The sequence below is a fragment of the Moraxella sp. CTOTU48841 genome, assembly GCF_032061225.1.
GTDB lineage: Bacteria > Pseudomonadota > Gammaproteobacteria > Pseudomonadales > Moraxellaceae > Faucicola > Faucicola cinerea.
Genome location: NZ_DAMBFQ010000004.1, coordinates 1 through 23,253 on the forward strand (window position 1 = coordinate 1; position 23,253 = coordinate 23,253).

The window sequence follows — 23,253 nt, forward strand, 5'->3', positions numbered from 1 at the left end:
TCTCAAGCTGTCTTTTTTATTTCTATACCAGCATACTTTTCATACCACTACCAAAAAAGGGCAGCTACCTTGCCCTTTTTATGTCAACAACCGTTATTTTTTACCAAAACGCTCACTCATTTGCGCATAAAAACGTGCCACATGGTCACCCACCACACTGGCATCTTTTGGATTAAACTTCATCACTCGCCCAAAATCCAAGCCAACATACAACACGATATCAGCGAAGGTAAGTCGATCACCGAGCAAATATTTATGACTCGATAATAGCTTGTCAAAGTACGGCAATGCTTTTTTGACGCGGTTGATGCTCTCTTCTGCCATACCAGGCACTTGGTTGCCCACCGACGCGCGAGATGGATGCCCATGCTGGAAAGCCAGCATCATGTTATATAGCACATGAAACTCCGCATTGCGTGACATGGCGGTGATTTTGGCGCGCTGTATAGGGTCTGAGCCCATCACTTGCTTACCATTGCCTGCGAGTCGAATATCAAGGTATTCACAAATGGCATGTGAATCGTTGAGCACAGTGCCATCATCAAGCACTAACACAGGCAACAGCCCGAGTGGATTGACCGCCAAAAAATCCGGCGAGTTTTGCTCATTTTTGCCAATATCCACGTTGATGACTTGTAAATTATGAATATCATTGATATCAAGTTCTTTGACTTTTAACAATAAGTCGACCTTGCGAGGATTTGGCGGGGCATTCATGGTATATAGTTTCATCACTTGTTCCTTATGATGTGTGATTTTACCTTTAATATACTTGAAACCACCGTTTTACGAAATAGGGTTTTTAGGCGCAAAGGAAATTTTGCTGATAAAAAATCCCCCTGACGGCAGGAGGATTTTTCGGTTTAATGGCAAATGTTTATCAAAGCTTATTTTTTATCCTGCACTTTTTGCTCATCTTTATGACCTTCTTTATGCCAAAAGGCTTTAACTACTTCAAATTGCTCGGCAAGCGTCTGCATCAAGGAGCTGTCTTTGTGCGCTTTTTTAGCGACGGGTGGCAAGATGTGCTCATAATAGGCATTGGCGAGCACTCGGCGCAGTATGCCTTCGCCGATAAAGCCTTGGTCATCGTTGAGTGTACTGGCAGAGCGTAGTATATTGCGAATATCGTATTGGGTTGGCACGATATCAGGCACTTGCTTGTTGCTATCTGTGAGGGTGTACACCGCAACCCGCGCCGAGCGTACCGAAGTTTCAACGGTGAACACCACATCATTATTGGTTTCAACAAATTGACCGATGAGACCTAAATTGGTGCAGCCTTCGGGTACGATTTGTGGACGGTCGCCTTTGGCACGCGGCATAAACATCGAAGTGATATAGGGCATATAGGCGGTGTTAGCGATAGTATTGGCTAAAATATCATCTTTTTGCTCGAGCAAATCTAGGTGGTATAGTAGCTCCGTCACAATTTCATGCCCCGTACACTCTGGCATGGTTTTTGGCACATAGTTGCCTTTTTTATCCTTCAATAGCCCATACACCCATATCACCACCACGTCTTTGGGTTGGTCAGGAAATTGCGGTTGGCGGTTAATAGTAAAGCTCATAAGCCAGTTGGAATCGGTGATGGTAACAATACCGCCTGTGACTGTTTTGCCTGATAGCGGCGGATTGACACAGTATTTTTCGCTGATTTTGCGTAAAAGCGCCGAGTCTTTGCAGGTTAAGGTTGCTGACATCCAGGCAGATTTGGGTACATGGCGGTTAAATTTTTCTGGACGACCAAACACTGGCGATTGTTTGGCAAGGTCATTCCATAGTACCCAGCCTTTCGTCTTTCCCATTTTATCATCAGTTAGACGGATATCAGGCGCAGTGTCACTGGTGCCATAGCGCGTATCTTCCGTCATTGACCCTGTAGTAATAATCACAAAATCATTATCCCGCACAGGGATATGGACTTGTTGACCTTGTTGGATAGTTGTCAGCCCTTTAACGATTTTTTTGTCGCCTTGCTGCTCAAAATCAACCGCGGTCACTAACGTGTCACTTTGTAGTTTGACGCCTTTATTGATTAAAAATTTTTGCGCAGGTACCACAAAACTGTCATATTGGTTGTATTTGGCAAATAACAGGGTCGACATATCTTTGATGCCATCTAAGGCTTCCAAAAACCGGTGCATATAAAGCTTGCACTCAAGCAAGCTGTGCCAGTTTTCAAAAGCAAACATACTACGCCATAGCGTCCAAAAATTACTGTCCAAAAAACTTTGGCTAAAGTAATCTTCGATGGTGAGATTGTCTAATTCGTCTTGATTTTTTAATAATAAGCGGACAATGGCAAGCTGGTCGGATTTGCTAAGATTAAACTTATGAAAATCTTTGATGTCACCTTTGTTATGAATCAACCGTGCTTTAGAATAGTTGGGATCATTGTCATTAATCAAGCGGTATTCATCAAGGACTGAATAAGGCTCTGGTAACTCTAGCGCCGGTATATCTTGGAACATATCCCAAAAATTCTCGTAGGTGGTAATCATCTCACGACCACCGCGCATGATATAACCGTCTTCGGCATTACCAGCGCCATCGAGTGAGCCGCCTTGCACCGCTAATTCTTCTAAAAAGGTAATGTTCTCACCTGGGATATGGGCATCTCGGATAAAATAATACGCGGCTGCTAAACCGCCAATACCGCCACCGACAATATAGACTTTACTGTCTTTAAAACGTCCGGTATCAAAGCCGATATTACGCTGATAGTTACCATGGGCATCGCTAAACGGCATCGAATTGCCAGGTTGATGAGATTGATAATCCGCGCGCTGTGGTTGGTGATCGACCTTTTTAAAAACTATATTTTTCAAAAAATCACTGTTGTTCTTAGCGTTGGTTGTCATAATGAAGTGCCCTATTTTGAATAAGATTAGTATTGAATAACATTAGCGTTAGCTAACTCTTTAAACCGCGCTGCTACCTTTTGACATTGATCTTAACTGCCCATTCTTAATTGCCCATTAAGACTGCTACACAATAACTAAAGACAACGGCGCGGTTATAAAATTATGATTGATAGTCATTGTTTATAATTAATAAACTCACTTAGATTTTTAACTAAGCAATTTTATTATAACCATATTGTATGACCTCGCTAAAGCGACTTTGTGTCGACTAAGCTTTGATTAAATATTCAGTTATTTGCGCTTTTGTAATCAAAAGTAACCAGTTATCGCACCTCTTTAGTTTTCTAAAGGGATAAAAATCGATTGAGTTCACTTGCTAAACTTCGTAAAATGTATCACTATACTAGAACACTGAAATGCTTTACTTGTTATCTTTTACTCAAAAAAACTACTATGCCGCACACTTCGCCATCATCCCTACCCGCCTATGATTATTTGGTTGAGCTATTGAGCCAAACCGATGATAGTGACTTTATCCGCGAAATTTTGGCAGCGCTACTGACTGAAAAAGAACAAAAAGAAATCGCCAATCGCATCCAGATTTTTGCCTTGTTTCAGCAAGCGCTACCACAACGCGAAATCGCTGAGCGCTTGGGGGTGGGCATTGCGACCGTATCACGGGGCGCCAAAGCGTATGGTCAACATGATATCAACCAATTATTGCCAAATTTGACTCATTTAACCCAATAAGTCTTTGATAATGGCTTCAAGCGTGAATAAGCCCATCACAGTAGCATACTTTTGGGTGACATACTTTGGGGTGCGTAGAAGGGCGATGAAAATCAGTGTGAAAATAACTGTGATGCCATAAAAGAGTTGCAAGCAGGGATTAATCTGATTACAATGTATCATCATACTAGAACACTGAAACATTGATTAAAATTTAAGATAATGTAAATTTAGCATACTATAAATTTAAGACACTATGATGACTACACACGCCAAACCGCCCAAAATCGCCCTTGCCAGCAAACCAAACCTGATTAAACTTGCACAAGACATTGATTTTTTTGAACTCTTTAAACGCATCGAAGCCAAATACGCTACCTGTTTTTTACTGGAATCGTTGGGCGAAGAAAGCTATATCTCACGTCATCATGCCATCGGCTTTGACCCTGCGATGACGGTGTTGGCAAAAGACCGCCATACCTTGACTATCACCAACAATCGCACGGGGGAAAGCACGGATTATACCTGTGACAATCCTTACCAACTACTGCGCGAAATCACCCCACAACATGTGATTTCGCGTAGCCATACCGGCGGATTGGTCGGTTTTTTGGGATTTGATAGTGTCAATTTTTTTGAGCCGACCCTTAATATTCAGACCAGTGATGATTTCGAGCCGTTCAAATTCGGGGTGTACTTAGATGGGTTAAGCCTTGATAAGATGACCGGTGAAATTTTTTATTATTATTACGATACCGACCACCAAAGCAATCGTATTGACGAAATCAAGTCATTATTGACCGCTATTTCGCCTGACTATACGCAGCCGACTGCTGAGCATTTGGGCGATGGGATGAACCGCGAGCAACATGCGGCAGCAGTGATGAAAGTCAAAGAAGACATTAAAGCTGGGCTGATTTTCCAGTGTGAAGTGGGTTTCAAATCGCATTATCGCATTCAAGGCGATACCATGCCAATTTATAGTAAACTGCGCGAAGTCAACCCGTCACCGCATATGTACTATGTCAAATTTGGCGCCCAAAAAATCATCGGCGCATCGCCTGAGTTGTTGTTCCGATTGCGCAATGGTGAGATGGAAACCTTCCCACTGGCAGGCACCACCAAACGCGGCAAGGATGATACCGAAGATCGCCAATTAGCACGCGCCTTGCTCAATGACCCCAAAGAAATCGCCGAACATCATATGTTGGTGGACTTACATCGTAATGATATCGGGCGGGTGGCACGCTTTGGAACAGTAAAAGTGCGTAACTTAATGGATATCAAGCGCTTTTCACATGTCCAGCATATTTCCAGTGAAATCGTCGGTATTCTTGACCCTAATCATGATATGTTCACCGCGCTTGCCAGTAATTTTCCCGCAGGCACGCTATCGGGCGCACCCAAAATTGAAGCGATGAAAATTATCAATCAACTTGAGCCAGATGGCCGTGGGGCGTATGGTGGCGCACTCGGTCAGTTTTGCTTTAATGGGGATTGTATTTTTGCTATCCCAATTCGCTCGCTGTTTATCAATGGCGAAAAAGCGTATGCACAAACTTGCGGCGGCAATGTATATGACTCCAATCCTGAAGACGAATATGAAGAAATCCAGCGTAAATTGTCCGCGATGAAAGTTGTACTGTCCAATTTTGCGCCAGTGCAGTAAAGTCTGCTCCATCATGACGATACGCCAACTAGATACGTATGATAGCGATGTATATCAGCAGTATTTTAAACGTTTAGAATAACCGCTAAACCTATTTTTAGAGTTGACTATGCAAGTGTTAATTATTGATAACTACGATTCTTTTACCTTTAACCTATACCAATATATTGGTGAAATCCTATCCTCTGAATATCCAGGTGCTTTTCAGGTCACGGTCAAACGCAACAACGAAATCACGCTAGATGACGTCAAAGCGATGAATCCTGACCGTATCATCATCTCACCAGGTCCTGGCTCGCCCGATGATGAAGCCTATTTTGGCGTATGCGGACAAGTTATAACCGAAATGGGAAAAACCACGCCGCTGCTAGGCGTGTGTCTTGGCATGCAGGGCATTGCACATTTTTTTGGTGGTCAAGTGGTGCGAGCTAATGTGCCCATGCATGGCAAGACGTCACCGATTCGCCACGATGGTCAAGGCGTGTATCAAGGTTTACCACAGCAGCTTGACATCATGCGTTATCACTCACTGATGGTCGACGCCGCCTCACTCCCCGAGTGTTTGGTAGTGACCAGCGTGGTATCTAGTGAGCAACATAGTGATAAAAACCTCAAAGATGCCAGTCTAGCAGGCGATGAAATCATGGGCATTCGCCATCGTGACTATCCGATTCAAGGGGTGCAATATCACCCAGAATCCTTCGCCACCGAAGGGGCGAAAACCTTGCTAAAAAACTTTTTGTTAGGGTAATTTACAACATCAACAAAATCACCGACAACACCGCCCCAACGGCAACAAACGCCAAACCACGTTTAAAGATTTTTGAACTTGGGGCAAATAAAAAGAAACTCGATAGCACAAAAAATAGTAACGACAACCCAAATAATGTATTCAATCCGCCCATACTGCCCTTTGACGGGGCTTTATGAAAATTCACCATTTTATCTAATACCACAGGCAGCTTTTTGCTGGTATAAGTCACCTCACCGGTTTTAGTATTGTACTGTCCATCTTTAAAAAGCTGTATATCACCCTGCTGTTCCCTAAAATCGATGTTTTTCATTTTTAGGGTTTTGGCTAAATTTTTCTCATCAAGATTGGTTGCCACGACTTGCTTGACAGTTTTTGAAGATTTTAAAAAATCAGTGTCGCGAAATACCAGCAACATGCCACTTAGCGAATAGACCAGCATAATGCCAACCATAAAAAATCCAACATAGCGGTGCCCAAGCCTCATGTAGATACGAAAATCTTTCATTGTCATTGTTTGACTGCCTCTTAAAAAATTGAGCCGTCATTATCCAATAATAGATTGAGAATGTAAATAATAATGATTATCATTTAATGGGATAACATCGTACCTACCCATACGGACCAATTTTTGCGTCATTGGTTACTCCTGCAAATGCGCCAAATATAGACTTCACCGAGAAAGCCTATGAATCAAAAACCGTCAATCAAATTTGGTGAGGCTGTTTTAACACATAAGCATAGGCAATCTTTTTACCTTGGTCGTCATACTCCCAGTACACGCCCTGCACTTCTGGCTCAAAGCCTGGCAAGCGATTAACGCCTTCTTGCAATGCTAAGAAGTAATCAAGCACCGCCCCATCCCATACTTCGCCAGGCACAATACAGTACACCCCTGGTGGATATGGTAGCGCCCCTTCCATCGCCACCCGTCCGCGAATTTCTGTTAGCGCAACCAGCTCAACCTCATTACGGATAAAGGCGTTATGGGCATCAAACGCGCTTATAGCAACCTTGGGACGATATTCGCGCTCAAACATTTGTTTTTGTCGTTTGTTGAGCTGATGCTTGGCATAGAAGTTATGCATGAGTTGGCACAGCTCATTGATGGTCAGTTTGCGGTACTGCGGATATGCCTTAGCCAGTGTCGGCAGCACTTGGGTGACGGGGCTGTTTTCGCGAATGTGCTTTTCAAAACTGACGATACGGGCGACCAAGTGCTGGAATTTTGCCAAGGTTTCGGCAGGCGTCAGTAAGAATAAAATCGAGTTTAAATCGGCTTTTTCTGGAATGACCGAGCTTTCGCGCAGATAATGCGCCAAAATCGCGGCAGGAATCCCTGTTGCTTCATACTCACCGGTTTGCATATCAATGCCTGGCGTGGTCAGTAGCAATTTACAGGGGTCGATAAAGTATTGGTCATCGGCATAATGCTGAAAATCATGCCATCGCGCCCCTGCCTCAAAGCGGAAAAAACGAATATCATGGGCAATGGTTTCGGTATCGTAGTCTTGCCAAGCTTGCCCATCTACTGTAGGCGGAACAAACGGCAAAATCATGGTACAAGTGTCTAGCAGCATTTTACGTGCTTCGATACCGCCGATGACACACTCATGCCACATGCGCTGACCGGCTTTACCTTCATGCATTTTGGCATTGACATCGAGTGAGGCAAACAACGGGTAAAACGGCGAAGTCGACACGTGCATCATAAACGAGTTGTTAAAGCGTTTATGATTGACATAACGGGCTTGCCCGCTGATATGGTTATCTTTTTTATGGATTTGTGAGGCCTGAGAAAAGCCCGCTTGTTGCTTGTGTACTGATTGGGTCACCAAAATTCCCGGATCATTTTCACCCAGCTCAAGTAGCAGTGGCGAGCAATCACGCATCATCGGAATAAACTGCTCATAACCCACCCAAGCACTGTCAAACAAAATATAGTCACACAGATGCCCGATGCGATCCACCACTTGGCGGGCGTTATAAATAGTGCCATCATACGTACCCAGCTGAATTACCGCCAAGCGAAATGGTCGGGCATCATCGGCTTTATCGGGCGCAACTTCACGAATACGCTCACGGATTTCGGCTTCATCAAAACAATGGGCAGGAATGCCGCCAATCAAACCATAAGCATTGCGGTCGGTCTCTAAATACACAGGCGTACCACCTGCCATGGTTAAGGCGCCTTGGTACACAGATTTGTGATTGTTACGGTCAAACAGCACCAAATCACCATGCGCCACTAAGGCACCAATCGCAATTTTATTGGAAGAGGAAGTACCGTTGAGCACAAAGTAGGTTTTATCCGCATTAAACACTTTCGCCGCATGCGCTTGTGCCTCAAAAGCTGGTCCTTCATGAATTAGCAAATCGCCGAGACGGACATCGGCATTACAGGAGTCGGCGCGAAACAGCGTTTCCCCAAAGTATAAATAAAAACGTCTGCCCGAAGGATGCTTACGAAAAAACTGTCCGCCTTGGTGCCCAGGACAGTCAAACGCCGCATTGCCATAGTCGGTATAGTCCATCAAGGCTTGGAAAAAAGGCGGATCGAGCGTGGCGATGTAATCTGCCGCTGCCGCATTGACCAATTGTCCGTTATAAAACTTTTGATCATCTGCCAGCTCTAGCACACCATACACATTGGGTAGCCATTCATCAGGCACTACATCACCATATTCAATCGCCACAAATATCGGAATAGCAAACCCCAAATCTTCAATATCTTGATACACACGAGGCAAGTCTGTCATCGTGACCACAATTGCTGCAATATTGGTATAGTCGGTCGATTCAATATCGATGGTACGATAATTAAGATTTAGGGCGTATTCGATGCCATCACTGATGACTACTTTCATAATTATTTTCCTTGCTGCAACCGTGTCAGTTGCCAAAGCGTTTTTTAGACAATTATCTTAACGTAAAAATATGAAAAAGTGAAAAAAAGTGCTTTTGTAGACGCTTATTACAGTGTTTGAAAATAGCCAGTAACATCGCTACCACACATCATTACGTGAATGACGTAAAATAGCTGTTAAGACCTGTTACACTAATGCTAACAATAATAAAAAGGACTCTTTCATGGGCGTAGATAACAGTATTTGGACTACTATTATTATGTATATGATTGCTGCCGTAATCTTAGGCATATTAACATATTTATGGCTAACGTTCCGACTCAAGAAAAAACAGCGCGATGATGCGATTCGTAATCAAACAATGGGAGCTAATCAAAGTATTGATAGCCAGCGCATCGATAATCAGCGTTAACTTAGATTGTCTCACAAGGATCAAGTATGCAAGTAGATAGTCAAATTTGGATGATCATTTTAGGTTTTATTAGTTTATCGATTGTGATTAGCATCGTAACCCATTTTTGGATTCGCTATCATTTAAAAAATAAAGCCGCTAATCTGCCGCCACAATCTCATACGACGCCTGAGTCGCAAAACAATCACTCATAAGAACGGCGCTAAATTTTTAGACAACACTTTTTAGAAAGCACTGTAATTAAGCGCATTAGTTGGCTAATGCGCTTGTCATGCCGCTCTACCAAGTATCATGAGTCACCAATCATGGGTTAATTGTTAAAAATATAAAAAAATACATAAAAAACAGTTGACGGCAAAAATAAAAATATATATTATACGCTCCACTTCGACATTAACGGTGAAAGCGGTCGAGGTCACGCTATAAAATAAGCGTGCTAGTGTCCCCATCGTCTAGAGGCCTAGGACATCGCCCTTTCACGGCGGTAACCGGGGTTCGAATCCCCGTGGGGACGCCAATTTTTTTAGTGGTAACGCTAAAAAATACAGTTAAAAAGCCATGCTAATCTAGTATGGCTTTTTTGTTTTTGTGGCTTTAGAAATTCTTTTTGCCTTTTTTTGCTCATGCGCTTCTTTTATTAAGCACTTCTCTTCTTATGCGCTTTTTAGCGGTAACCTCAATTTGTTGCCAAGCCATTTTTGCTAAGGTTTTGCCAGATACACCTGCGCAAACTGCAAATCCTCTGGAAAAGTTAGCTTGATATTGCTATGACTGCCCTCCACCAATAACGGCTGTTTGCCAAAATGCTCAAATAAACTGGCTTCATCGGTAAACGCAATCGTTTGCTCAATGGCTTGGATTAGATAATCATACAGTGTTGCCAATGGAAAAATCTGCGGGGTTTGTGCTAGCCACAACTGACTGCGATCAAGCGTTTTTTGTGCCAATACTTTGTCTTGTGCATGGATGATTTGTTTGACCGTATCGCGCATCGGTACTGCTAATAAGCCACCCGCCGACTCTTGCCCTTGCTCTTGCTGTGACTGTTGATGCGACTGTTGCAAAAATTGCTGCGTGGTCTGTGTGATCAATTTTTCTATATCGCTCGGATTGACACAAGGACGCGCAGCATCATGAATCAGCACCCAATGATTATCATACGCATGATGACTAGCTTTTTCACTAAAGGCTTTGTCATTGAACGCTTTATCATTGGAGGTCTTATCACTCAACGAATTTTTATATTGTTGCCAAATCGTTTGCACGGCGTTAAACACCGAATTCATTCGCTCCTTGCCACCTATCACCCACTCGATTGGCATGCTAAAGTTAAGTGTTTTGGCAATCGTATCTTCTTCAGAAACTACCAAATAGCAAGTGCTTAGCTGATGGACTTTGCTTAGCGCCGCTATGCTGTGTTGGAGCACCGTCTGACCGCCAATATGGGTGTACTGTTTTGGCATCTGGCTCCCAAAACGTTTGCCAACGCCTGCCGCGACGACCACGGTGTCAATCGTAAGGTTACTAGATAAATTGGCGGCTATCGCGTTAAGTTCTGACATGGCGTCTTTTCAACAATAAAGTAAACAGTTGACAGTAAAAATTGAGACAAATATAACTTTGGCAGTTGTTATGCATTTTTATGGTTGAGGCTTGGCGGTATTGTGGGCGGTCGGTGTGACCACATCGGTACTGTACACACTGCTAGCAGTCGACATTTGCACAAATGTTTCGCCTTGTTTGATTAAACCTAAATCAGAGCGAGCATGTTCCTCCACTGCTTCAAGTCCGTTTTTTAAGTCTTTGACATCGGCAAGCAATACCTCATTGGCTTTTTGCTGATCGGTATTGATGGATTGCTGTTCGCTGATTTGTTTATTTAACGCTGCCAAATCGCCCCGACCATTGGTGCCAAACCAATACTGGTATTGTAGACATACCAACACAATCACCGCAAAAATAATCATAAACAGTTGACGCAAATAAGTCATGACAGCACTCAATAATAAAAACTTTTGGCATAAAAAAACCTTACCCCACGCATTGTAGCAAATTCAATGTCGTGGGTTAAGGTTTTTATCACTTCAATGCTTTATCAAGCTTTAAAATTTAAGCTTTTGGCGCTAAGCTTTTAAAATTAGGCTTTTGGGTTGCGTAAACCGATAAACTCATCAGCACCGTGGTAGCTTGCAGTGACCATCTGCTCGATACGAAGCAATTGGTTATATTTGGCAACACGGTCAGAACGGCACAGTGAGCCTGTTTTGATTTGACCTGCAGCTGTCCCCACGGCTAAGTCAGCGATGGTGCTGTCTTCAGTCTCACCTGAGCGGTGTGAGATGACGGTGGCATAGCCATTTTTCTTCGCTAGATAAATGGCGTCTAAGGTTTCTGATAAAGTACCAATTTGGTTAAATTTAATCAAAATCGCATTGGCAATGTGTTTATCGATACCTTCTTGTAGGATTTTTGGATTGGTCACGAATAAATCGTCACCCACGAGCTGCACTTTGTCGCCCAATTTTTGCGTTAAGTACGCCCAGCCATCCCAATCGCTTTCATCTAGACCATCTTCAATCGAGATAATTGGGTATTGGCTCACAAGACCTGCTAAATAATCCGCAAAACCTTCTGAACTAAAGGCTTTATTGCCTTCGCCTTCAAGTACGTATTGACCGTTCCCTTGCTCGTTTTTATGGTAGAACTCTGATGAAGCACAATCAAGCGCTAAGTAAATGTCTTTACCTGCGGTATACCCTGCTTGCTCAATCGCTTGCATGATGACAGTAATCGCTTCTTCGTTTGAGCGTAAGTTTGGTGCAAAGCCACCTTCATCACCGACTGCGGTGTTTAAGCCTTGTTTTTTTAGCACGGATTTTAGGCTATGGAACACTTCTGTACCCGCACGCAACGCTTCACCGAAGCTGGTGAAATTAACAGGCTCAATCATAAACTCTTGGATATCAACGGTGTTGTCCGCGTGGGCACCGCCATTTAGGATATTCATCATCGGTACAGGCATGGACAGTGACGTTTGCCCACGCAGGTTGGCAATGTATTGGTGAAGCGGCAGTTTTTGTGATTGTGCGGCGGCACGGGCTGCTGCTAAAGATACCGCTAAGGTCGCATTGGCGCCCAATTTTTCTTTGTTTTCTGTGCCATCAAGCGCTAATAATTTGTTGTCAATGTCTTGTTGTTTTGATACATCCATATCAACCAGTGATGAACGAATTTCACTGTTGACGTTGGCAACGGCTTTTTTGACCCCTTTACCCAGATAGCGTGATGCGTCACCATCACGCAGCTCAAGCGCTTCACGTGAACCTGTCGATGCCCCCGATGGTGCTGCTGCACGACCGATAGTACCATCCGCTAAAATCACATCGGCTTCAATGGTTGGGTTGCCGCGTGAGTCCAAAATTTCGCGGGCAATGATATCTTTGATTTGGTTATTGGTGGTAGTTTCTTCAGCGTACATGTTATTTTCCTTGGCTGTCATAATCAACAATGGGATTGTTAAAATACAAATGGGGTGGGTTTATCATAGCATATTTTAACAGGTTTTAGCAGCTTATCACTATCGCCCGTAGGTCATGCATAGTCATGCATAGTCATGCCTAGCCAAGTAAAATCAGCCCCAACAGGTTGTCAAAATAACCATAAACCGTTAGGAAATGACCTTCATGCGAGTGAGTCGCAAGGCATTGAGTAGTACAGAAATTGAACTCAGCGCCATCGCTGCTGCCGCTATCATTGGATTAAGTAGACCAAAAGCCGCTAACGGTATACCAAGGCAATTATAGATAAACGCAAAAAATAGGTTTTGCTTAATATTACGCAGGGTTGCACGGGCAATTGTGACCGCATAGTCGACATGTTTGAGCGACTCGCCCATTAGCCTTGCCGTGGCGCTATGCTTGGCAATATCGGTTGCGCCTTCTACCGCAAAACTTGCGGTCGCCGTTGCCATTGCGGGGGCATCATTCACCCCATCCCCGACCATTGCTACTTTTTTGCCTTGTTGTTGCCATTCATCAATGCGCTGCGCTTTGTCACGTGGTGACAGCTCGCCAAGTGCCTTGCTGGCGTTAATCTGCTGACCCACATAATCTACCACCGATTGCTTGTCACCACTCATCACTACCACATCTAAATGATGGGCTTGCAGCGACGCAATCACCTTAATGCTGTCTTGTTTGAGCTCATCGGCTAGCGCGAAGGCTGCCACAGGGGTGTCATTGATACTTACCGCCACTTGACTGGCAATTTGCCAAACAGGATTGGCTTGGATAGTCGCTGCAGGCAACTGAAGATTGGCAAAATTTGGCGTGCCGATTTTCACCCGCCCAATCGTGGCTACCTGTGCCTGTATCCCCTGCCCGAGCACTGTTTCCACATGGCTTATGGTAAATGCCGCTGGATTTTGAGGCTTATCAGTCTGTTTATTGTAGGATTCAGCATAGTTCACTAGCGTGGTCGCAAGCGGGTGGTTTGCATGACGCTCGACACTGGCAACAAGCTGCAGCAGCGCTGCTTTGTCTAGGTTAAACAGTTTTAGATTGTCATCTATCAGGTATACTGCAGATAATTGGGGTTTACCTTGGGTGATGGTGCCTGTCTTATCCAGTACTACCGTATCAATTGCACCTGCCGCTTCTAAGGCTTGCGCATCTTTAAACCAAACTCCTGAGCGTGCTGCCACACCCATGCCCGCCATGATGGCTGCCGGCGTCGCTAGACCCAATGCACAGGGGCAAGCAATCACTAACACGGACACTGCGCGCATGAGTGCCGTGTCAAACGCGCCTAAGAACCAATAATTGGCAAAAAAAGTCAACAAAGCGATGGCAACCACCACCGGCACAAAGATACCTGCGACTCTATCTGCGAGACGAGCGATGTGGGCTTTACTGCCTTGTGCGTCGTTGAGCGCTTGTATCATATCGCCAAGCCGTGTTTGGCTACCTTTGGCGGTGACTTGGTATTCAAAGCTGCCGTTTTCTACCATGGCACCTGCCAGCACCGTACTGCCAATATGTTTAGACAGGGGCACTGATTCACCCGTCAAATGGCTCTCATCACACCAGCCTTCGCCAGCGGTGACAATGCCATCAGTGGCAATGCGAGTACCTGCTTTAGCACGTAAAATTTGACCAGCCGTGACTTGCTCAAGGGGCAGGATTTGCCACTGCGCATCTTGGCTTTGCGGATTGGGGTTTTTAACTTCCACTTGCTCAGGGGTGAGCGCTAATAGCAAATTGATGCTATTTAGGCTATGTTTTTTGGTACGGGCTTCTAGGTACTTCCCCATTTTGACAAAGGCAATTACCATCACGCTAGCTTCAAAATACACATGGGGCATGCTATGCGCCATCCCATCATGCCCCATTTGGGCTGTGGTTTGCAGATAGCTCAACCAACTATAGGTAGAATACGCCCAAATTGTCAGTGTGCCAAGCACCACCAGCACGTCCATATTGGCAAGACCGCCTTTGATACTCGCCCAAGCACTTTTGTAAAACGGTATCGCCAAGCCAAACTGTACGATAGTCGCCAACACAAATTGTAGCCACAGCGGCGGCATCAGTGCGTGACTGCCCATCATCATGCCTGCCATGCCAATCAAAAAAGGCAGCAAGCAAATCCAAACCGCAATCAAGGTGTAGGGCGCTTTTTGCTCATGGGCTTCATGCTCAAATAGCGCGTTTTGCGGCTGCACTTTTGCCTCATAGCCTGTCTTTTTCACCCATTCTACAATCTGCTCGGCGTTGGTTTGTGATGCATCAAACCGCACCTGCGCTACCTCATTGGCATAATTGACATCGGCTTGCACAATCGCAGGCTTTTTATTGAGCACTTTTTCGATACGGCTGGCACAGGCTTGACAAGTCATGCCATCGATATCAAGAATGACTTGCTCGGTATGGGCGTTGTCTGACGCGTGAATCGATTGGGTAGTCATGATAGTGTCTGTCTTGTATGGTGTCTTTGTGTGGCGTCGTTATACTACGTCAAAGCCAGCGTCTTCAATCGCTTCTTTAAGCGTGCTTTGTTGTAATTGGCTGTCATCAAAGCTGATGGTTGCGTTGTTATGGTCAAGGCTGACATCGACAGATTGCACCCCTGCCACTTGGTTGAGGGCATTGGTTACGCTTTTGACGCAGCCGCCACAAGTCATGCCTTGGATATTTAATGTGATGGTTTGGGTTGTCATACTACGCTCCTTTTTTACGTTTACGTGGCTATTTTTTTAATTAATGGGCTTGTTTGCTAAGCCAATCTTGCATTTGTTTGATTTCTGGCGTCTGCGCTTGTTTAATCTGCTTGGCGAGTGCTAGCATCGCTGGATTTTTACCATAGGTTTGCTCTATCGTTGCCATATCAATCGCGCCTTGGTGATGCGGTATCATACCCTTAGCAAAGGCGATATCAGGATTGGCGTCCATAGTTCCTTGCATCATGGCATCGTGGTTGCTCATGTCTTTTTGCTGATAGGCTTGCGTTATTTCTTTGGCATTGCTCGCCGCTATCTGACTTGATTCGTTTTTATCTAACCAGTTTTGCATCACGCTGATTTCACTTTGCTGGGCATCGACGATTTTTTGTGCAAGGGCTTTCATCTCGGCATCTTTCCCATACTGCAGTTCCACTTTTGCCATCGCAATTGCGCCTTCATGATGCGGTATCATGCCTTTGGCAAATCCCACATCGGCATTCTTAGCTTGCACCCCTGCTGACATGGCTTGGTGCATTTTATTCATGATATCCATATAAGCCATGATATGCGGCGGCTGTGATTGTGACTGCGTATCCGCTGCCGAAGCCATATGATGCATTGACTGCGCTTGGGTCATACTCGCATGGGTACTCATTGAATCGGTACTTGTAGCATGGCTACTTGATGCCGTTGTTGCAGTTTGGCTAGTGTCATTTTTTGTGCACGCCGTTATACCTAGCGCCAATGCCACCACCCATGACAAACCTACGATGTTATTCATATTCATATCCTTCAGGTTGCTTTTTTTACGTTCTTTGAAAAAAAAAGTTTGATTTATCACACTGTGGTATTACTATAAACCTTAACATTAGGTCAAGGTCAAGCAAAAAATGAATATTAATGAAGTCGCTAAATTGACTGAGTTATCGCCTAGACAAATTCGTGAGTACGAAAAACTCGGTTTATTACAGACCATCCAGCGCACGAATAGTGGTTACCGTGTTTTTACCGATACCCAATTACAGCGTCTAAAATTTATCAAACATGCCCGTGATGTGGGATTTTCGTTAGCGCAGATTGAAGCGTTATTGGCTCTACAAGATAACAAGCAGCGTAGCAATGCCAAAGTCAAAGCATTAACCCGCAGTCACATCGATGAACTAAGCGATAAAATACAGCGTTTACAATCAATGAAAGCCACCCTGCAAGCATGGCACGATAGTTGTTTGGGAGATGGCTCGCCTACCTGTAGTATTCTAGAGGGCTTACAAGATGGCGTACAAGATGACTCAGTGACCAAGCACACTTGCCGCACCGAGCGTAACTACTGAACAAGCGATTTAGTTTAGGAAAGTCTACCATCTTTTGCCAAATCACCCGCTAAAGTGCGATTGTTGGCAGGGTTGGCAGGTGCTTCAATCGGGAAAGGCTCGGTAATATAGTCGACATTGGTCAGCGCAGCTTTGAAGGCAAAAACTGACGTCTGGGTATCATCAAAGCTTACAATCACGCGATGATTTTCAGGCTCAAGATGCACTGCCTGCACCCCGCCGATGGTGGTTAAAGCTTTCATAACTTCCTCATAGCCTGCTGGGTCATTAATACCTTTTAAATCATACGCGACTGTTTGAATTGCCATGGTCATTCCTGTATTCATGCTGTGGGTGATAAAATGTTGTTCTATCCTATAACCTACCACTATACCATAGCCAAAAAAAAGCCTCGTTATCGATTGATAGCATTTTGATAACGAGGCGTTGCAAATTTGTGTTAAAAATTTGAGTAAAAATCAGTGGGTATCTAATACCTCAAACCCTTTGACTAAGGTATCAAGCTGTTTTAACTGGGCTAAAAATGGCTCAAGCTGGCTCAACCTCAGCGCACAAGGACCATCGCATTTGGCGATATCAGGATTTGGATGCGCTTCCAAAAATAATCCTGCCAATCCTGTTGCCATACCAGCACGTGCTAGCGTGGTAATCTGTTCTCGGCGACCGCCTGCACTATCTGCACGCGCACCCGGCTGCTGAAGGCTATGGGTCACATCAAAAAACACGGGAACTTGCATTTTTTTCATAGTGTCAAAACCCAGCATATCGACAACGAGATTGTTATAGCCAAACGCACTGCCACGCTCGCACAAGATGATTTTATCATTACCAGCTTCAAGGCATTTATTGATGATATGCTTCATCTCATGGGGTGCCAAAAACTGTGCTTTTTTGACGTTAATAATCGCACCGGTTTTTGCCATCGCTGCTACCAAGTCGGTTTGGCGGCTCAAAAACGCGGGCAACTGGATAATATCCGCCACTACTGCCACAGGCTCAGCTTGGTACGGCTCGTGTACGTCAGTGATAATGGGCACATTGAAGGTTTTTTTGATATCGCTTAGCCATTCGATACCTTTTTCCAGACCTGGACCACGAAACGAGTACAAGCTTGAGCGATTGGCTTTATCAAAACTTGCCTTAAACACATAGCCGATGTTTAAGCGCTTACAGATTTCAATATAGCTTTCAGCAATTTCAAATGCCAAATCTTTGCTTTCTAGTACATTCATACCGCCAAACAGCACAAACGGTTGATCATTGCCGATGGTGATATCGTTGAGCTGAATATGGGATTGTGGTGTCGGTAAGTTAGTGGTCATAGGGCTCTCAGTATGTTGTCAAAGTTTTTATTGATTATCACTATAGCATAATTGGCTAGATACACAGCGGGCTAAAAACAAAAAACCACCTGTAACAGATGGTTTTTTGTGCATCATAAATACTATTTTTTGGCTTTTTTCGCCGCCGCAACAAAGCTATTGAACAATGGATGACCACCGCGTGGCTGGCTGGTAAATTCTGGATGGAATTGTACCGCCACATACCAAGGATGATTGGCAATTTCTACTGACTCGACCAAATGCTGTTTGGCTGAATAACCGGAAATTTTCATACCGGCATTTTCGAGCTGTTCGATATAGCGACCATTCATTTCATAGCGGTGACGATGACGCTCAGTAATCACAGGGCTGCCATAGATTTGGCGCAGTTTGCTGTCTTCTACAAGCTCTGCTTTTTGGGCACCCAAACGCATGGTACCGCCCAAGTCCGAGGCGTCACTACGCACTTGTAGTTCACCTTTTTCATCAAACCATTCTGTAATCAAACCAATCAATGGCGCTTTGGTTTTTTTATCAAACTCTGTTGAGTTGGCATCTAAACCCAATACATTGCGCGCAAACTCAATGACGGCTAATTGCATCCCCAAACAAATCCCCAAATAAGGGACATTGTTTTCGCGGGCATAGCGAATTGCTTTCATTTTACCCACAGTACCGCGCTCACCGAATCCACCAGGAACAAGCACAGCATCAGCAGATTTAATATGCTCAAACAGGCTGTCATCATTTTCAAGTTTTTCGGCATCGACATAGTCAATATTGACTTTGACATTGTTTGCCACACCCGCATGTAGCAAAGCTTCATTGATTGACTTATAAGCATCAGGTAGTTCGACGTATTTACCCACCATTGCCACAGTTACGGTTTGTTGGGTATTTAACAACGCTTGGGTAAACTGGTGCCAATCACTTAAGTCCGCCTCTGGGGTATCTAACCCAAAGCGCTCACAAATCAAATCATCTAAATGCTGGGCATGCAGGATACTTGGAATCTGATAAATAGATTTGGCATCTGGGCAAAGGATAACGGCACGTTGCTCAACATTGGTAAACGATGCAATTTTTAGGCGATTATCATCGCTAATCGCGTGTTCACTACGACAAATTAATACATCAGGCTGCAAGCCAATGCTGCGTAATTCTTTGACTGAGTGCTGGGTTGGTTTGGTTTTGCTCTCGCCTGCACTCGCGATATAAGGCACGAGGGTTAAATGCATCAGCATCGCATTGTTGCGACCGAGTTCAACTTGCATTTGACGCACCGCTTCCATGAATGGCAAACTTTCAATATCACCGACGGTACCACCGATTTCAATCATGGCAATATCGTAGCCTTCGCCACTGGCACGGATACGCGCCTTGATTTCATCGGTAATATGCGGAATGACCTGTACCGTACCGCCCAAATAATCACCGCGGCGTTCTTTCTCAATCACCGTTGAATAAATACGTCCACTGGTAAAATTGTTGCGCTGGGTCATTTTTGAGTGGCGCAAAAAACGCTCGTAATAGCCCAAATCAAGGTCAGTCTCTGCGCCATCTTCAGTAACAAATACTTCACCATGCTGAAACGGGCTCATTGTACCTGGATCAATATTGATATAAGGGTCCATTTTGGTCATGGTAACTTTCAGACCCCGTGCCTCAAGAATCGCGGCTACCGATGCAGCGGTGATACCTTTGCCAAGTGAAGAAACGACACCGCCAGTTACAAAGATGAATTTTGTCATGTTATCTATTTCGCTCGTTGGTAAAAAAGAATTTTACTCGAAAATGCCTAGGTTTAGCAAAAAATTATTTTTATCAATAAATCGCTCACTCATAAAAAAATCCACTCATCGCTGAGTGGATTTTTTGATAGCAAATGCTAGTAAAGATTAGAATTTGTATTCGATACCAGTACCGATACCAAAACCGTCTTGGTCATCTTGACCATCTTGCTCTAGATTTGAGTAGCCAGCGTATACATGACCCGTTGCATTGGCATTGAATGCATACTTACCACCTAATACTAAACGCTGTGCGTCATCACCATCAAAACCACCAACATTTGAGGTCATTTCAGCTTGCGCATAGGCTGTCCAAGGCGTTGCAGTTTTGTAGGTTGCGCTTACTGCAGCCAAGTTTTCTTTGTCACTTCTGTCTAAATCACTGATTTGATACAATGCACCAAGACCAATTTGGTTATTTAAGTCATAGGCACCGCTTAAGCGAGTAGTATTGAAATCACCTGATTTGATGTAGGTTGCACCAGCACGGAATGGTTGATTTGCTGGCTCATACTTCACACCTACACCAAACGCTTCTGCATCTGTGTATAAATCAGATGCGTTATCCTCTTCAAATGCATACATACCCATGAATTGAAGACCGTTGTAGGCTGGTGAAAAGTAAGCCATCGCATTGTTTACACGCTCACCATCCCAAGAAGCCGCATTGAAACCGTCGTATTGACCTACAGTTTGGCTAACGTAATTGATGTTGTCATCGATTGCAGACAAACGACCAGCAACCAAAGTACCATATTGTTTGTTAGATAGACCTAAATAAGTGTCACGTGAATAAAATTGATTTTGTGATTTGCCTTTTACAGTGCCACCGTTGTCACTATCAATTTCAACACCATACTCTAATTGGTATACCAAGTCAGTATTAGCTGTCAGTGCTTCGGCACCTTTAAAACCAATACGCGAGGTAGTAGAATTCAACTTAGTAGTTGATTCATCGTCAAAATCAGAATAATCAACTGTAACTAACGCTTTACCATAAACAGTTGGAGCAGCATGGGCAGCAGAAACTGAAAGTGCAGCGACGGCTGTGGCTAAAAGTAATTTTTTCATAGGACATCTCTATCAGGAAAAACAAATTTTAGATAACTGGTGACTTGTCAGCACCACTACCTCTCCGAACAACCAAAGCAAGAAAATCGCTACTTTGGTTCCTATTAATAGCGTCAACTATTAACTGTATAAGTCTAGCAATAAAGTTTGAATATATTTACAATTTATTCTTACTAATTACTAAAAACATACCTCTGAATACTAGGATAACAATTTTGAAATATTTTGCAATAGTTTTTTAAACAACGATGCAGTTTTTTTTAATCATATTGAAATCTTTACAGTTTTATTTTATCAAACCCCGCGCGAATGCTAATCAATAAAAAAAGCTAACTAAAGAATTAGTTAGCATATACAATAATTGCAATCTCCCGTTAAATTAGAATTAAAATTTGTATTCAATACCCGTCCCAACAATCGTATCATCTTTATAATTGTCCCGACTGATTCGACCCGCGTAGAGATGACCTATCGTCGCTATAACCGCAAGGTACCATACTGCTGATGAGACAAACCAAGATAGGTGTTGCGAGAGTAAAACTGACCCTTGTTATTTTTACTATCGGTATCGACATCAATCCCATACTCAAGCTGATAAATTAAATCCGTATCATCGGTTAAGGGTTGTTGTCCTTTGACTCCCAAATAAGAAAAGTTGGAATTAAGCTCAGTAACTTTTTCATCCTTCGGTGACTGGGTATCGGTGGTAGTCGCCCGATAATCCTCGTCATAATCGGTTTGCACATAATCTGCGGTCAAAAAGACTTTACCATAAATGAGGGGTGCTGCTTGGGTATTGGCCATTGAGACTAATAGCCCGATTGGGACAAACCATAGGTTTTTTATCATGTGCATGCTACTCGCTATTGTTACATTACTATTTTTACATTGATTGCGCTATAAATACGCTGTGGCAGTATTTAATTTCACGAAGGAAATGGATAATAACAAAAAAGACTAACCAGTCAATCTGATTAGTCTTTTTAAAGACGTCTAATTTAGGTAATTAAATTAGAATTTATACTCTAAACCACCACCCACGATTGTTCTATCTGAAACATTATCAGTATCGATTTGTGCAGCGTACAAGTGACCTTTGGTAGCTTTGTTAAAGCTATATTCAGCACCTAACGCAACTTCAGTAGCGTCACGGTCTTTCACGCCACTTTGGTTTGAAGTGTCAATATATTGTGCTTTAACCGCCCATGGCGTTGCCCCAATTTTGTATTTACCGCTTAACAACCATGATTGCTCATTGTCATCAGTGTTAAAGTCATAATCTTGATATAGCGCACCCAGTGTTAGACCATCAACCATGTTCATTTTGCCCATGTCTAATGAACCTGCTACACGCCAGCCACTGGTATCATTACCATATACCGAATTGTCATAACCTAAACCGATATATACACCATTTTGGTCATAGTTTACCATGGCTGAATAAGCGTTTGATTTGTCTCTATAAGTTGCAGCTTTAGCTGGTGTACCTTTAGTGTAACCAATAATATTTTTACCAGTCACATCATAAATCGCTTGTGGTGCAACGGCTGCAACAGCTGGCGTAGCTACACATTTATCGTCATCATTTTTAGAGCATTCATCGAGGCTCACCACCCCTAAAAAAGTAACTGGCGTACCTACCAATGTTGGTGATTTATAAGCAATCACGTTGTCAACGCGTTGTTCACCTGCCATTAGCTTGCCTAGCGCTACATTGTCATAATCATTGAATACATCAACACTACCTTTAGTTAGTTTAAATGGTGTGTCGTGACGACCGGCAAGTAAAGTACCCATAGTGTTATGAGCTAAACCGATGAATGTATTACGAGAGTAAAATTGTTGGTTAGTTTTACGGGCATTGCTATCAGCGTCAACATCAATACCATACTCTAATTGATACACAAGTTTAGTAGTATCAGTAAGATCATCTTCACCTCTAAAACCAATACGTGAAGAGTTAGAAACTAATTTTGTATTAGAAGTATCATCATTTTTAGCAGTTTTATCATCAATATCTGTATATTCGCCAGTTAATAAGACTTTACCATATACAGTTGGCGCAGCATGGGCAGCAGTGATTGAAGCTAGAGCGATAGCAGAAGCTAGAGCGATTTTTTTCATAAGGATTTCTCCACAGTATCCTAGGTAAAACTACACAGATGCGTAGCAATTCTTTTGTATAGATAGATTTTGCCAACAATTTGTTACAAAACAATGAAACAGT

General features: G+C 43.5%; 23 protein-coding genes and 1 tRNA gene. 7 read left to right on the top strand and 17 right to left on the bottom strand.

Features of this window, described 5'->3' with window-relative positions; genetic code table 11:
• Positions 1-93 precede the first annotated feature (93 nt).
• Together RT034_RS05615 and RT034_RS05620 are read right to left on the bottom strand one after the other, a co-directional pair.
• Positions 94-732 carry a glutathione S-transferase family protein gene (locus RT034_RS05615; RefSeq protein ID WP_282850314.1) on the bottom strand — a complete coding sequence of 213 codons (639 nt, stop codon included), beginning with the start codon at positions 730-732 and terminating at the stop codon, positions 94-96.
• 155 nt (positions 733-887) lie between these two features.
• Positions 888-2,864 (bottom strand): oleate hydratase, encoded by a 1,977-nt coding sequence (locus tag RT034_RS05620; protein WP_313014799.1) that lies wholly within the window; start codon positions 2,862-2,864, stop codon positions 888-890.
• A 456-nt stretch (positions 2,865-3,320) separates the two neighbouring features.
• Between RT034_RS05620 and RT034_RS05625 the strand changes: the two genes are divergently transcribed.
• Positions 3,321-3,617, top strand: coding sequence for a Trp family transcriptional regulator (locus RT034_RS05625; RefSeq protein WP_313014802.1), 297 nt, complete (start codon positions 3,321-3,323; stop codon positions 3,615-3,617).
• Here the strand turns inward: RT034_RS05625 and RT034_RS05630 are convergent.
• A complete protein-coding gene (locus RT034_RS05630; RefSeq protein WP_313014806.1) occupies positions 3,606-3,782 on the bottom strand; it encodes a hypothetical protein in 177 nt (58 codons plus the stop codon). The genes RT034_RS05625 and RT034_RS05630 overlap by 12 nt on opposite strands.
• Before the next feature lie 70 nt (positions 3,783-3,852).
• Here RT034_RS05630 and RT034_RS05635 point away from each other — a divergent pair, with 70 nt between their 5' ends.
• Together RT034_RS05635 and RT034_RS05640 are read left to right on the top strand one after the other, a co-directional pair.
• A complete protein-coding gene (locus RT034_RS05635) occupies positions 3,853-5,265 on the top strand; it encodes an anthranilate synthase component I family protein (protein ID WP_409566315.1) in 1,413 nt (470 codons plus the stop codon).
• Between the two features lie 109 nt (positions 5,266-5,374).
• A complete protein-coding gene (locus tag RT034_RS05640) occupies positions 5,375-6,016 on the top strand; it encodes an anthranilate synthase component II (RefSeq protein ID WP_313014809.1) in 642 nt (213 codons plus the stop codon).
• 1 nt (position 6,017) lies between these two features.
• Here the strand turns inward: RT034_RS05640 and RT034_RS05645 are convergent, their stop codons facing one another.
• Both RT034_RS05645 and speC read right to left on the bottom strand, forming a co-directional pair.
• Positions 6,018-6,530 (bottom strand): hypothetical protein, encoded by a 513-nt coding sequence (locus tag RT034_RS05645; RefSeq protein WP_313014811.1) that lies wholly within the window; start codon positions 6,528-6,530, stop codon positions 6,018-6,020.
• 193 nt (positions 6,531-6,723) lie between these two features.
• Positions 6,724-8,883, bottom strand: coding sequence for an ornithine decarboxylase (gene speC, locus RT034_RS05650; RefSeq protein ID WP_313014813.1), 2,160 nt, complete (start codon positions 8,881-8,883; stop codon positions 6,724-6,726).
• Between the two features lie 223 nt (positions 8,884-9,106).
• Here speC and RT034_RS05655 point away from each other — a divergent pair, with 223 nt between their 5' ends.
• The 3 genes from RT034_RS05655 (at position 9,107) to RT034_RS05665 (ending at position 9,812) form a co-directional block, all read left to right on the top strand.
• Positions 9,107-9,295 (top strand): hypothetical protein, encoded by a 189-nt coding sequence (locus tag RT034_RS05655; protein ID WP_007116099.1) that lies wholly within the window; start codon positions 9,107-9,109, stop codon positions 9,293-9,295.
• A 26-nt stretch (positions 9,296-9,321) separates the two neighbouring features.
• Positions 9,322-9,489, top strand: a complete 168-nt coding sequence (locus RT034_RS05660; protein ID WP_313014816.1) for a hypothetical protein — start codon at positions 9,322-9,324, stop codon at positions 9,487-9,489.
• 247 nt (positions 9,490-9,736) lie between these two features.
• Positions 9,737-9,812, top strand: a tRNA-Glu gene (locus RT034_RS05665).
• A gap of 184 nt (positions 9,813-9,996) precedes the next feature.
• Here RT034_RS05665 and RT034_RS05670 read toward each other — a convergent pair.
• The 6 genes from RT034_RS05670 to copM form a co-directional block, all read right to left on the bottom strand.
• Positions 9,997-10,857: an IspD/TarI family cytidylyltransferase gene (locus tag RT034_RS05670; RefSeq protein ID WP_313014819.1), complete on the bottom strand. Its 861-nt coding sequence runs from the start codon at positions 10,855-10,857 to the stop codon at positions 9,997-9,999.
• Between the two features lie 78 nt (positions 10,858-10,935).
• The gene (locus RT034_RS05675; RefSeq protein WP_313014822.1) at positions 10,936-11,286 is read right to left on the bottom strand and encodes a septum formation initiator family protein; all 351 of its coding nucleotides are present in this window, start codon (positions 11,284-11,286) and stop codon (positions 10,936-10,938) included.
• Positions 11,287-11,432: 146 nt separating this feature from the next.
• Positions 11,433-12,773, bottom strand: coding sequence for a phosphopyruvate hydratase (eno, locus tag RT034_RS05680; RefSeq protein WP_065262635.1), 1,341 nt, complete (start codon positions 12,771-12,773; stop codon positions 11,433-11,435).
• Positions 12,774-12,962: 189 nt separating this feature from the next.
• Positions 12,963-15,257, bottom strand: a complete 2,295-nt coding sequence (locus RT034_RS05685) for a heavy metal translocating P-type ATPase (protein WP_313014825.1) — start codon at positions 15,255-15,257, stop codon at positions 12,963-12,965.
• A gap of 39 nt (positions 15,258-15,296) precedes the next feature.
• A complete protein-coding gene (locus RT034_RS05690) occupies positions 15,297-15,509 on the bottom strand; it encodes a heavy-metal-associated domain-containing protein (protein WP_313014828.1) in 213 nt (70 codons plus the stop codon).
• 40 nt (positions 15,510-15,549) lie between these two features.
• Complete coding sequence (gene copM / locus RT034_RS05695; RefSeq protein ID WP_313014832.1) at positions 15,550-16,293, bottom strand: CopM family metallochaperone; 744 nt, start codon at positions 16,291-16,293, stop codon at positions 15,550-15,552.
• Between the two features lie 109 nt (positions 16,294-16,402).
• Here copM and RT034_RS05700 point away from each other — a divergent pair, with 109 nt between their 5' ends.
• On the top strand, positions 16,403-16,843 hold the full coding sequence (locus RT034_RS05700) for a MerR family DNA-binding protein (RefSeq protein ID WP_313014835.1): 441 nt from the start codon (positions 16,403-16,405) through the stop codon (positions 16,841-16,843).
• 14 nt (positions 16,844-16,857) lie between these two features.
• On the opposite strand, the gene RT034_RS05705 is transcribed toward RT034_RS05700, so the two are convergent.
• From RT034_RS05705 to RT034_RS05730, 6 genes are all read right to left on the bottom strand, one after another.
• Positions 16,858-17,151 carry a heavy-metal-associated domain-containing protein gene (locus RT034_RS05705; RefSeq protein WP_135888454.1) on the bottom strand — a complete coding sequence of 98 codons (294 nt, stop codon included), beginning with the start codon at positions 17,149-17,151 and terminating at the stop codon, positions 16,858-16,860.
• A 150-nt stretch (positions 17,152-17,301) separates the two neighbouring features.
• The gene (gene kdsA, locus RT034_RS05710) at positions 17,302-18,165 is read right to left on the bottom strand and encodes a 3-deoxy-8-phosphooctulonate synthase (RefSeq protein ID WP_313014839.1); all 864 of its coding nucleotides are present in this window, start codon (positions 18,163-18,165) and stop codon (positions 17,302-17,304) included.
• A 122-nt stretch (positions 18,166-18,287) separates the two neighbouring features.
• On the bottom strand, positions 18,288-19,916 hold the full coding sequence (locus RT034_RS05715; protein ID WP_313014841.1) for a CTP synthase: 1,629 nt from the start codon (positions 19,914-19,916) through the stop codon (positions 18,288-18,290).
• 147 nt (positions 19,917-20,063) lie between these two features.
• Positions 20,064-21,026 (bottom strand): porin, encoded by a 963-nt coding sequence (locus RT034_RS05720; protein ID WP_313014843.1) that lies wholly within the window; start codon positions 21,024-21,026, stop codon positions 20,064-20,066.
• A 477-nt stretch (positions 21,027-21,503) separates the two neighbouring features.
• Positions 21,504-21,875: a porin gene (locus RT034_RS05725; RefSeq protein ID WP_313014846.1), complete on the bottom strand. Its 372-nt coding sequence runs from the start codon at positions 21,873-21,875 to the stop codon at positions 21,504-21,506.
• A 162-nt stretch (positions 21,876-22,037) separates the two neighbouring features.
• Positions 22,038-23,150, bottom strand: coding sequence for a porin (locus tag RT034_RS05730; protein ID WP_313014850.1), 1,113 nt, complete (start codon positions 23,148-23,150; stop codon positions 22,038-22,040).
• Between the last annotated feature and the right edge of the window lie 103 nt (positions 23,151-23,253).